Raw genomic sequence first — 12,271 nt, forward strand, 5'->3', positions numbered from 1 at the left:
ATTAATCTTTCTTGAACTGCATTATTTTTTCCTGCCTACGATAGCTCTGTAAACAAGCGCTGGCACCAATCTTTTTTCCGCCAGGCTTTTGCATTTCTAAGATTTCAATCACACCATCTCCACATTGAACATACACACCATCTCCACTAAAATCTAAGACCTGTCCCGGGACAGTATCTTGGTATATTTGCGCCTTACTAGGCAAACAAGAATTCCAAAACTTCATTTGCTCACCATCCAAACTACTGGTGGATCCAGGAAATGGATTGAATGCTCGAATACGTCGATCGATCACTGCAGCACTTAAATGCCAATCAACTTCTGCCTCACTCTTTAATATTTTTTCTGCATAAGTAACTCCCCCTATAGCTTGTGGAGTTCTTGTGATGGCGATGCCTTCATTTAAATCATTGAGAGTCTTGACCATCAACTCGGCACCTAAGGCCGCTAAACGGTCATGCAGTGATGCGCTAGTTTCTTGAGGTGTAATTTTTAGATCGCCTACTAGAACAGTGTCGCCAGTATCGAGGCCAGCATCCATTTGCATAATGCTCACACCTGTATCGGTGTCACCGTTTTCTATGGCACGCTGTATCGGCGCTGCACCGCGCCACCTTGGTAGCAGGGAGGCGTGAATATTAAAGCAACCATGCCTCCCATCCTGAGCAGCGAGATCAAGAATGGCTTGCGGAAGCATTAATCCGTATGCAACGACTACCATTGCATCAAAATCAATGCTAGATAAATATTGAAAGGCCTCTTGCGCTGCTATTTTTTTATGCAAGTCTGAATGGTTCTGCTTGAGCGTTTCAGGTTGCAGCACCGGAATATTTTTCTCTTGTGCAAATACTTTTACAGGACTTGCTTGAAGATGCATGCCGCGACCTGAACGACGATCTGGCTGGGTTAGCACCAGCACAATTTGATGGCCAGAATTTTCTATTGCACGCATTGCTTGTGCAGCAAACTCCGGGGTGCCAGCAAAAACAATTTTCATTGGGCGCTTAGCGCTCGCCTACTAATTCTTTTGCGCGCTTTTTCATTTTGAGAGAAATACGATTGCGCTTCAACATAGAGAGGTACTCAACAAATACCTTACCTTGCAAGTGATCCATCTCATGCTGCAGACAAACTGATAGCAAGCCATCTGCCTCTACTTCAAATTCTTTGCCGTTGATGTCGAGCGCCTTGACTCGGATGACTGCTGGGCGATCTACTTCATCAAAATATTCGGGTACTGAGAGGCAACCTTCGCGCCAAGATTTTTTTTCTGGGCTTGTCCAAACCAATTCTGGATTAATGAAAACCATCAATTGATCTTGATTGTCAGAAATATCAATCACCACAATGCGCTCATGAATGTCCACCTGGGTTGCAGCTAAGCCAACTCCGGGAGCCTCGTACATTGTCTCGGCCATATCGGCCACAATTTTTTTGATGCGTGCATCCACCAGCGCTACGGGTTTGGCAACCTTATGTAGGCGTGGGTCTGGATAACAAAGGACGGTTAATAAAGCCATATCGGAATTATCCAACAGAGTAATCAGGCTGTCCCGATAGTTCTTTGCAGCCCTATGCTCAAAATTGCCATATGCGCACACCCAAAAATCCAAACATCATCCAAATTCATCGAAATACCCCCGACTACCCGGTTCGCCTCTTAGATTTATCCGACCCGCCCAATGCACTCTATATATATGGGGATATTCGCCTATTAAATGTACCTATGATTGCTATCGTGGGGTCACGTGCCGCTAGTCCAGAAGGAATCAGAAATGCTTACAGTTTCGCGCAAGCCCTATCTGCGGAGGGTTATCTCATTATTTCCGGGCTGGCTCGGGGTGTTGACGGGGCTGCTCACCGAGGCACGCTTAGGTCAAATCAGGGGTATCGAACCATAGCGGTATGCGGTAGCGGACTAGATATCGTGTATCCGCAAGAGCATCTCGACTTAGCGCAAGCCATCGCTAATAGTGGGCTCTTGGTGTCTGAGCTAGCTCCAGGGCTGGGGCCAAAGGCTTGGCACTTCCCACGCAGGAACCGCATCATTGCGGCCTTATCCCTTGGAATACTCGTGATTGAGGCGGCCGAGCGTTCTGGCTCGCTCATTACGGCTAGGCTGGGCTGTGAACTCGGTCGTGAGATTTTTGCGATTCCCGGGTCAATACACAACCCACTCTCTAAGGGCTGCCATCAATTACTTCAGCAAGGCGCCAAGCTAGTTCAATCCCCACAAGACATTCTCGAGGAATTGCCAAAATGGTCAAAAACCTTATTTAAAGGCATTTAAAGCGCTATTTTTAGAAAAATAAGGTCTTTAATGAGATCTTAGCAAACCCCTAAAAATGAGGTTTTTGGACTTTTGTCAATTTATCGGTTAATAATAAAAAAGGGGCATGGAAATGGTATGGCCAGGATCTGGTTTAAATTGGTCACCCGTTTTCACCCATTAAAACCATCATTTCAAGCTCAAATTTAGGCAAAACGCGTGGCAACTAAAGCATCTACCAAAAAAAATAGCCCTAAGACTTCAGCCGTTGATCACCCTAAGACCCTGATCATTGCGGAGAAGCCTTCCGTTGCGAATGACATTGCCAAGGCCTTGGGTGGCTTCACTAAATATGAGGACTATTTCGAGAACGATGACTTTGTTATCTCCTCTGCAGTTGGCCATCTATTGGAAATTGCCGCACCTGAAGAATTTGATGTCAAACGCGGTAAATGGTCATTTGCAAATCTACCAGTTGTGCCGCCCTATTTTGACTTACGCCCGATTGCTAAAACTGAATCGCGGCTAAAGGTCTTGCAAAAACTTATCAAGCGCAAAGACATTAATGAACTGATTAATGCATGTGACGCGGGTCGAGAAGGTGAGTTGATCTTCCGCTTAATCGCACAGCATGCAAAAGCGCCGCAAGCCATAAAACGACTCTGGCTGCAATCCATGACGCCGGCAGCAATTCGCGATGGCTTTGCCTCCCTGCGCAGCGATACCGATATGCAACCTCTCGCAGATGCGGCACGCTGCCGCTCTGAAGCGGATTGGCTAGTTGGCATCAACGGAACGCGGGCGATGACCGCGTTTAACAGCAAGAGTGGTGGATTCTTTCTGACGACAGTTGGTCGGGTACAGACGCCAACACTATCAATCGTGGTTGAGCGTGAAGAACTTATTCGGAAGTTTATCTCCAAAGACTATTGGGAAGTAAAGGCGGAATTTATTGCTGCAGCGGGCGTATATGAAGGGCGCTGGTTTGATCCTAAGTTTAAGAAAGATGCTGTAGCTCCAGATGCTCGTGAGAATCGCCTTTGGAGTGAAGCTGCCGCACAAAGCATTGTGGCTGCGTGTCGCAATAAAAAAGCGAGTGTCAAAGAAGAGGCTAAACCAGCAACTCAATTAGCGCCTCAGCTGTTTGATTTAACGAGCCTACAACGTGAAGCAAATGCACGCTTTGGCTTTTCTGCTAAAAATACTTTGGGCCTGGCCCAAGCACTTTACGAGCGCCATAAAGTGCTGACCTATCCACGTACTGATGCTAAGGCCCTGCCAGAAGATTATCTGGATACTGTTAAGCAGACGATGGAAAATCTGGCTGAGAACTCACAGGAATATCGCTCCTTCGCCAAGCAAATCTTACAAGGTGATCCCAAAGATCCAAAAGCCAAGGCAGGATATGGTTGGATTAAACCGAACAAACGTATTTTTGATAACTCGAAAATATCCGATCACTTTGCGATCATTCCGACCCTAGAGTCTCCAAAGAGTCTCAGTGAGCCGGAACAAAAACTGTATGACTTGGTTGTCCGTCGCTTCTTGGCGGTATTTTATCCAGCAGCCGAATTCCGCGTCACTACTCGCATCACCGAAGTATCGGGACATCACTTTAAAACCGAGGGTCGCGTACTAGTCACACCGGGTTGGCTAACGGTATACGGCAGATCCAATCAAGCGGATGATGAGTTGGTAGCGGTGCAAGAAGGCGAAACCGTCCAAAATGAATCTATTGCAGCGATCCCATTAAAAACAAAACCGCCCGCGCGCTATACCGAAGCAACTTTGTTATCAGCAATGGAAAGTGCTGGTAAGTGGGTAGATGATGATGATATGCGTGAGGCGATGGCTGAAAAAGGCTTGGGCACACCCGCAACCCGTGCCGCTATTATTGAAGGTCTGCTAGCAGAGAAATATATGGTGCGCGAAGCACGAGAGCTAATACCTACCGCCAAAGCATTCCAATTAATGACACTTTTGCGCGGCTTAGATGTTGAAGAGTTAACAAGGCCCGATCTCACAGGTAGCTGGGAAAATAAACTCTCCCTGATTGAGCGTGGTGAGATGAATCGCGATACCTTCATGCAAGAAATTGCGCAGATGACGCAGCGCATCGTCAAGCGCGCTAAAGAGTATGACAGCGATACTATTCCCGGCGATTATGCGACTATGTCTACGCCGTGTCCTCACTGCAAAGGCGCCGTTAAAGAAAACTATCGCCGCTTTGCATGCGAGAAGTGTGGATTTACGATTAGCAAAACTCCGGGTGGGCGTGCATTTGAGTATCCCGAGGTAGAAGAGCTGCTTCGTGAAAAAACGATTGGTCCACTGCAAGGGTTCCGTAGCAAGATGGGCAGGCCATTTGCAGCAATTATTAAGTTAAGTGAAATCCCTGAAGATGATGCTGATTATCCAAACGCAGGCTTTAAGCTTGAGTTTGATTTTGGTAATACTCAAGAGGATGAATCTGAAGCCATCGACTTTACCGGTAGACAAGCTTTAGGCGTATGTCCAAAGTGTTCTGGTGCTGTATACGAAGATGGCATGCGCTACTTATGTGAAAGGAACACCGGTCCAGATAAGTCATGTGATTTCAAAACCGGTAAGGTCGTTTTGCAACAAGAAATTTCTGCTGAGCAAGTTCAAAAATTGCTTACTGAAGGCAAAACCGATTTGCTAACTAACTTCAAATCTAACCGGACTGGTCGTGGCTTTAAAGCTTATCTTGCCTTGGGTCCGGATGGCAAAATTGGTTTTGAGTTTGAAGCTAAAACGCCCAAAGCGGGGGCTGCGGCTAAAGCTCCGGCAAAGAAGCGAGCAGGTGCAAGCGCTGCCACCAAGTCTGTAGCAAAACCTAAGCGGGCCAGCAAAGCGAAGTCGTCTTCGAGCACTTGAGCTGTAATCAGCTTAGCCGCTAAAGCCGACCAAAGGGCGCCTCTAGACCCCAGGGCTGTTGCTAAAAATATCCCTGGGCGCTGACTCAGTGCACCAATGATCGGTAAGCGATCGCCCGCAACACAACGAATGCCCACAAAGCTTCCCGCCTTTTGAAGTTGCTCAGTATCGCCCTCTGGGTAATTCAATAACCCTTTTGCCTGCTCGCGATTAAAGTGATCGCTTGAGTCCCATTCTTGAGGGTCAGATTCGCCCTCATCAAAACTAGATCCCACTATCCATTGATATTTTCCATCGGGTAATTTCTTGGCTGGCAAACAATAGCCGTCGCCCGTTATGGCAGTGCTCGGCAGTTGTGGTGCCCAAGAGCTTGTCATATCAACAGAAAATATGCTCAGCTGTCCGCGCACTGGCCTCAAGGGGAGTCGAACATCGATGCTTGCAACCAAGCTTTTGGTTTCTAGTGCTGCTGCAATAATGACTTTGCCGGCGGTCATGATTAGCTCGTCCTGGTGATCCAATAATTTCCAGCCCACATTGACTTTCTCTAATCGAGCTACAGAAGTATTCCAGCAGCACGTCAGTTTTGGATGGGTCTTTAGCGCATCCTGTGTTGCCTTAGATAAGTTTAGTGACGCACCCCGTGGAAGCCAAATGCCATCTTGATTAATCCCGCAGATTTGCAATGCCTCAGCCGCATCAAGTGCTTGAGCCATGTCCTCATCGAGATCAAGTGATTTCAGGTAGGTGGCGACATCATCACGACTGAAAGCTTTATCTCTCTTGTTTGGCTGAAAAATGCCATGCTGATTCCAAGTCTGGCCCCAGCGAATCTCGGCCATCAAAAATGCAATGCGAGTTAAGCGTAGTAAGCGGGAGGCGCCTCGTCCAACATGGGGATGTGCAATGGCGTATGCGTGACTTGAACATGCTGATGCAGGACGGGAGGCAGAGTCAAGAATGCAAACTGCTTGGCCGCGCTCAAGTAACTCACTGGCAATGCTCGCACCTGCTATGCCCGCCCCAATCACCACGATGTCATGGTGTTGGGATAAGGTCATTAAATAATGATATTGCTAAAAGGACTTCTTAAATTTCTAGGGGCGACCTAGGCGTTTAAGCGCTTCTCGATTTTGCTGCGCGCTTCGATTAACTCTTTTGGCAAGCGCTCGCCTAAATGCGCAAATAACTCTGAATGAAGTTCGAGCTCATTTTTCCAGTCGTCTACAGCAACAGTAATGGCTTTTTCAAACTTGTCTACCGAGTAATCGAGGCCATTCCAATGTAGGTCAGCATGCTCTGGGCAAATACCAAATACGGTTTCTTTACCTTTGGCTGTACCTTCAGCACGGCCCAAGATCCAAGAAAGTACGCGCATGTTTTCGCCAAAACCAGGCCAGATAAATTTGCCATTTTCATCTTTACGAAACCAGTTTACGCAATAGATCTTTGGCAATACAGCGCCTTCAGCAGCAAGCTTGCTGCCGATATTTAACCAATGTTGAAAGTAGTCGCTCATGTTGTAACCAGCAAATGCAATCATTGCAAATGGATCGCGACGGACAACACCTACTTGGCCAGTAATCGCAGCAGTAGTTTCAGAGCCCATTGTGGCGGCCATATAAACACCCTCGACCCAGTCACGCGCTTCGCTCACTAATGGCACTGTGTTTGAGCGACGACCGCCAAACAAGAACGCATCAATTGCTACACCTTCTGGGTTATCCCAGTTGGGATCAACCGCTGGGTTATTTGTGGCGGCTACAGTAAAGCGTGAGTTTGGATGCGCAGCTTTACGGCCAGCCGCACCATCCGCAGGAGTCCAGTCTTTACCTTGCCAATCAATTAAGTGTGCTGGAGGTGTATCAGTCAAGCCTTCCCACCAAACATCACCATCATCAGTTAAGCCGACGTTAGTGAAGATCACGTCTTGGTTTAATGAATCGAGACAATTTGGATTGGTTTGACGATTTGTTCCTGGGGCAACGCCGAAGTAGCCAGACTCTGGGTTGATCGCAAACAAACGTGTCTTGCCTGTAACGGCGTCTTTGCGTGGCTTAATCCAAGCAATGTCGTCACCGACCGTAGTGACCTTCCACCCCTCAAATCCCTTTGGAGGAATCATCATGGAGAAATTGGTTTTTCCACAGGCCGATGGGAATGCTGCAGCAATGTGATATTTCTTGCCCTCGGGGGATGTCACACCCAAAATCAACATGTGCTCAGCCAACCAGCCTTGGTCACGACCCATGTTAGATGCGATACGTAATGCGAAACATTTTTTACCCAACAAAGCGTTACCACCATAACCAGATCCGAATGACCAAATTTCGCGAGTTTCGGGATAGTGCACGATGTACTTGGTTTTATTGTTAGGCCAAGCAGCGTCTTTTTCGCCGGCGGCCAATGGCTTGCCAACAGTGTGAATACAAGGAACAAATTCACCAGTGGCGCCAAGCTGATCAATGACCGCCTTACCCATACGGGTCATTAAGCGCATATTGATAGCAACATATGGGCTATCAGAAAGCTCAACACCGATATGCGCAATTGGAGAGCCAATTGGGCCCATAGAAAATGGCACTACATACATTGTTCTGCCGCGCATGCAACCATCAAACAACGGCTGAAGCGTGGCGCGCATTTCACTTGGCTCCACCCAGTTATTGGTTGGGCCTGCATCCTCTTTATTTGCTGAGCAGATAAAAGTGCGGTCTTCCACGCGAGCTACGTCATCAGGGTCTGACAGGGCTAAGAAAGCATTTTTGCGCTTAGCAGGGTTGAGGCGCTTGAACACGCCTGCGCTTACTAACAATTCACAAAATTCATCATATTCAGTCTGGGAGCCATCACACCAGCGAATCTTGTCTGGCTTGGTTAAAGCAGCTACGTCTGCAACCCATTGAATCAGTTTATGGTTTTTTACGTACTCAGGGGTACTGGTGTTGGTGGTCATGTGAATCCTATGAAATGTAATATTTTTGATCGCATTATTTTAACATTTTGGGCATCTTTTTTATGGGTGAGCCCACCAAGTGCGAATCATTTATTTACCAATACAAAATTGGCCAAATATCTTGCCCAAAAGATCGTCTGGGAGCAGTTTCCCGGTAATTTGTCCGAGCTGGTCTTGGGCCAAACGGAGCTCTTCTGCAAATAACTCCAGCGATATATTGCCATTAGCGGCAAATTGTTGAGATTGATCTAGGTGGGTAGCGGCCCTATCTAAACAGTCTAAGTGCCGCCTACGCGCCACAATCAAACCCTCTTGAGAGCCGCCCCAGCCTGCCAGCTCTAGGATTTTCTGTTTTAAGGCCTCAATGCCTTGGCCGGTCTTGGCTGAAATAAACAAGGGTTGCCTTTCATCTTGATCAGGAGTGGGGTTGACCAACAAATCCGATTTATTGTTGACCTCCAACACGGGGCACCTTGGAGGGAGTGCTTTCAATATTTGGGCTTTTAGCTCCAAAATTTCGTTGGTAGTAGTTGTTTCTGAAGAGCTTGTGTCTTGCAAAAAAATAACTAGGTCCGCTGCACCGATTGCCTCCCATGATCTTTCGATGCCCTTTGCCTCAACTAGATCGCTAGTCTCGCGTAAGCCTGCGGTATCAATGATGTGCATAGGGACGCCGCCGATGGTAATGCTCTCCTTGACACGATCTCTTGTAGTTCCGGCGATAGGCGTAACAATAGCGACCTCCTCACCAGCGAGGCGATTTAGTAGGGAGCTTTTTCCAACGTTGGGCGCACCAGCTAAAACTAGCTGGATGCCGTCGCGCAAAATCTTGCCTTGTTTGGCCCCCTCCCTTAGCGCGTATAGCTTTTGCATTACGGCGCTTAGGCGTTCCCGGGCTTGGGCGTTCTCTAAGAACTCAATCTCTTCCTCGGGAAAGTCCAGGGTGGACTCCACCAAAATGCGCAGCTGGGTGATCTCTTCAATCAGGCTGTTGATATCATTTGAGAAGGCTCCTTGCAGGGAGCGCGCTGCGCCGCGTACCGCTGCTGCACTTTGAGCATCAATTAAATCTGCAATCGCCTCGGCTTGAGCTAAATCGATTTTGTTGTTCAGGTAGGCTCGTAAAGAAAATTCGCCAGGCTCAGCAATTACTAAGCCTTGATCTTTTCCCAGCTCAAGACATCGCTTCATGACCAACTCTAAAAGCTGCGGTCCACCATGGCATTGCAGCTCCAAAACATCTTCACCCGTAAAAGAGGCGGGTGCTGCAAAGTAAATAGCAAGGAGTTGGTCGATCGATTCACCTTGAGCGTCTCGAAGAGTGAGTAAGTTAGCTTGTCGGGGTGTAAGCGCCCTATTAAATAAAGCTGTAGCCATAGGCAAGAGCTGGGACCCGCTAATACGAATGACGCCAACACCAGCTTTGCCCGGCGCGGTGGCAAGCGCAATGATGGGCAGCTTTCTCGTCATCATTGCGGGCACTCCTTATCTATTTTCAGTAGCTAAAAATTTATTTAACCAGCTTCTTTCCGAACATTTGATTGATCTGCCATTGCTGAGCAATCGACAGCAGGTTGTTCACCACCCAATACAAAACCAAGCCCGCAGGGAAGAAGAAGAACATGACTGAGAATACTAAAGGCATATACATCATCACCTTCGCCTGAATCGGATCTGGTGGTGTTGGGTTAAGTTTGGTTTGCACAAACATAGAGGCTGCCATGATGATTGGCAAAATTCCAATTGGAATTGAACTCAAACCAATCAAATCACTAATGGATGTGTCTGGCAACGAGAGATCATGAACCCACAAAATCCAAGGGGCGCCACGCAACTCAACAGATGACAATAACACCCAGTACAAGGCGATAAATACTGGGATCTGAATCACCACTGGCAAACAGCCGCCCAAGGGATTGATCTTTTCTTTGCGATACATCTCCATCATGGCTTGATTCATTTTTTGTGGCTCGCCCTTGAACTGCTCTTTCATTGCAATCAGGCGGGGCTGCACCTCTTTCATGCGTGCCATCGATTTATAGCTTGCGGCTGAAAGTGGGAAGAACACCAACTTGATTAAGATGGTCAATAGGATAATTGACCATCCCCAGTTACCAACATAAGAGTGAATGTTGTCCAAAAGCCAGAAAATGGGTTTCGCCAAAATAGTTAAGTAGCCATAGTCTTTCAGCAACTCGAACCCGGGGGCAATTGTTTCTAGCACCCGCTCTTCTTGCGGACCGACAAATAGTTTGGCTTTTTCTACAACGGTAGAGCCCGCAGGGACCACCCCTAGCGGGGTTTGCATACCAATTCGGTACAGATTGTTGTCAATTTTGTTAGCGTAAATGTCGCGTACTGCCTTATCACCCGGAATCCATGCGCTTGCAAAATAGTGCTGAACCATTGCGATCCATGCTGGCTCACCGGCAGCTACCTGGGTGGGGATAGTGATTTTATTTTTATCTATTGCTGTGAACTCGAGCTTATTAAACTTTTCTTTGTCTGTGTATGCTGCTGGCCCAGTAAATGTGCTTGCTGAAAAGGCGCCATCAAAGGGGCCAATTTTTTGCTCTTGTGAAGCATCGCGAACAATCTCGGTATAAAGAACAAGCGGGTTGGGGCTGTTGCCAGCCTGGGTAATGCGATGCCCAACATCCACAACATAGCTTCCTGGGTTAAGGATGAAGGTTTTTTCAAGCTTAACGCCATTGCGCTCACTAACCAAAACAATAAATGGGCGACCTAATTCATCTTTTCCAGACTGAACCAACTTAAAGGTGCTGGTGTGATTTGGAAGGTCACTATTTAAAGAAATCAAACCGGAGCGCGCAAAGTATTTGTGTGTAGGTGTGTACTGGAACAACTCAACAGGTTTGTTTTCTGGCGTGAAAGATTTTAGTAACCTTGCATCTACGACATTTGCGCCACTTGAGCTAATTTTCAACACAAGAACATCATTCTGTAGTGTGAACTTTTCCGCGCCCGCCATTGCGTCACCATTAATAACCGGTGGTATTGCAATAGCTGGTGCGCTCGACAATTGGGTTGGAACATCAGCCCTACTTGAGGTTGCAGGCTTATCAGCAGGCGCTGGAGTGGTTGCTATAGGCCCACCAAACATCGATGGCTTGCCCTCATGAACCTGCCAGTTGTTGTACAACAACAGGCCAGACATGGAGAAGACAGCCCAAAGAATTGTTTTTTTAAAGTCCATTTGGATTCACTTAATGATGAGATGTTGGTTTTACCGCAGGGTCGTGTCCGCCTTGTGACCATGGATTGCAACGCAAAATACGCCACACTATCAGCCTAAAGCTTTTTAAAAATCCGTAACTTGTAAAGCAGTCGCAGGCATATTGTGAGCATGAGGGAATAAATTTACAGTGCATGCCAACAAAGGGGCTGAGAGCTATTTGATAAAGTCTCACAACCTTAATTCCTAGCCTGTTAACTAGACGCACTTTAAATTAGCCCTACTATTTGGGCTCGCAGACCCTCTTTTTCTTTACATCGGAGTCTGCCGCGCGTTTCGCGACCAATTGGTTTTTTTAGCTTCACTACAACGTCGCTGTTTAGGCCTGTTGCTTGAGCGCTTCTAACCAACTCACGGATCATGCGTTTCAATTGGTTGCGATCTACCGCACGCTTAGCTAGTTTTTTGGCTACGGCAATACCTAAATCTGGTTTTGCGCCCTGATTCAGAGATGCCAAATACAAACCCCAACACAAGCTTGTCTTGGGGCGTGTTTTTAGTAACTCAGAAATCCTGGCGCTATTCAACTGCTAAATTAAACGGCGAGGCGTTTGCGACCTTTAGCACGGCGGGCATTTAATACCGCGCGTCCACTCTTGGTTTTCATACGAATACGGAATCCGTGAGTGCGTTTACGACGTGTTACTGAGGGTTGGTATGTTCTTTTCATGATTCATCCTGCAAAACCCAGTATTTTCCTTGTTGCTCGGCAAAAGGTCAACCGCTGAAGAAGAATATATAGGTATTTTTCTCTATTTATTTGGTGTTATTTTAGTAAACCATTAATTTATATGGGGGTTTTTGTGTTATTCACAAGTTATCCACAGGTTTTCCACGTTTTTTCAGCTTGTGGATAACTTTATGGGATCGCTACAATGAATCCTCCAAAAAT

At 47.1% G+C, this 12,271-nt stretch carries 10 protein-coding genes and 1 pseudogene; 2 read left to right on the forward strand and 9 right to left on the reverse strand.

Annotated features, from left to right (window positions below; translation table 11 throughout):
- Nucleotide 1 precedes the first annotated feature (1 nt).
- Nucleotides 2–997 carry a methionyl-tRNA formyltransferase gene (gene fmt / locus FD967_RS10705; RefSeq protein ID WP_215326073.1) on the reverse strand — a complete coding sequence of 332 codons (996 nt, stop codon included), beginning with the start codon at nt 995–997 and terminating at the stop codon, nt 2–4.
- A gap of 7 nt (nt 998–1,004) precedes the next feature.
- Nucleotides 1,005–1,520 (reverse strand): peptide deformylase, encoded by a 516-nt coding sequence (def, locus tag FD967_RS10710; RefSeq protein WP_215326074.1) that lies wholly within the window; start codon nt 1,518–1,520, stop codon nt 1,005–1,007.
- A gap of 71 nt (nt 1,521–1,591) precedes the next feature.
- Here def and dprA point away from each other — a divergent pair, with 71 nt between their 5' ends.
- Both dprA and FD967_RS10720 read left to right on the forward strand, forming a co-directional pair.
- Nucleotides 1,592–2,290, forward strand: a complete 699-nt coding sequence (dprA, locus tag FD967_RS10715) for a DNA-processing protein DprA (protein WP_215326075.1) — start codon at nt 1,592–1,594, stop codon at nt 2,288–2,290.
- A 198-nt stretch (nt 2,291–2,488) separates the two neighbouring features.
- Complete coding sequence (locus FD967_RS10720) at nt 2,489–5,167, forward strand: DNA topoisomerase III (protein ID WP_371819299.1); 2,679 nt, start codon at nt 2,489–2,491, stop codon at nt 5,165–5,167.
- Here FD967_RS10720 and mnmC read toward each other — a convergent pair.
- The 7 genes and pseudogenes from mnmC to rpmH all read right to left on the reverse strand — a co-directional run.
- Nucleotides 5,137–6,228: pseudogene (gene mnmC / locus FD967_RS10795) on the reverse strand (FAD-dependent 5-carboxymethylaminomethyl-2-thiouridine(34) oxidoreductase MnmC); the annotation flags it as partial. The gene FD967_RS10720 and the pseudogene mnmC sit on opposite strands and share 31 nt — an antisense overlap.
- Nucleotides 6,229–6,275: 47 nt before the next feature.
- Nucleotides 6,276–8,123: a phosphoenolpyruvate carboxykinase (GTP) gene (locus FD967_RS10725; protein ID WP_215326076.1), complete on the reverse strand. Its 1,848-nt coding sequence runs from the start codon at nt 8,121–8,123 to the stop codon at nt 6,276–6,278.
- A 90-nt stretch (nt 8,124–8,213) separates the two neighbouring features.
- Nucleotides 8,214–9,593, reverse strand: a complete 1,380-nt coding sequence (gene mnmE / locus FD967_RS10730; RefSeq protein WP_215327274.1) for a tRNA uridine-5-carboxymethylaminomethyl(34) synthesis GTPase MnmE — start codon at nt 9,591–9,593, stop codon at nt 8,214–8,216.
- Nucleotides 9,594–9,633: 40 nt separating this feature from the next.
- On the reverse strand, nt 9,634–11,340 hold the full coding sequence (gene yidC / locus FD967_RS10735) for a membrane protein insertase YidC (RefSeq protein ID WP_215326077.1): 1,707 nt from the start codon (nt 11,338–11,340) through the stop codon (nt 9,634–9,636).
- Nucleotides 11,341–11,350: 10 nt separating this feature from the next.
- Complete coding sequence (gene yidD, locus FD967_RS10740; protein WP_215326078.1) at nt 11,351–11,587, reverse strand: membrane protein insertion efficiency factor YidD; 237 nt, start codon at nt 11,585–11,587, stop codon at nt 11,351–11,353.
- A gap of 1 nt (nt 11,588) precedes the next feature.
- Complete coding sequence (locus FD967_RS10745; RefSeq protein ID WP_215326079.1) at nt 11,589–11,906, reverse strand: ribonuclease P protein component; 318 nt, start codon at nt 11,904–11,906, stop codon at nt 11,589–11,591.
- Nucleotides 11,907–11,914: 8 nt separating this feature from the next.
- Nucleotides 11,915–12,049, reverse strand: a complete 135-nt coding sequence (gene rpmH, locus FD967_RS10750) for a 50S ribosomal protein L34 (protein ID WP_011903922.1) — start codon at nt 12,047–12,049, stop codon at nt 11,915–11,917.
- Between the last annotated feature and the right edge of the window lie 222 nt (nt 12,050–12,271).

The organism is Polynucleobacter sp. JS-Mosq-20-D10, assembly GCF_018687755.1.
GTDB lineage: Bacteria > Pseudomonadota > Gammaproteobacteria > Burkholderiales > Burkholderiaceae > Polynucleobacter.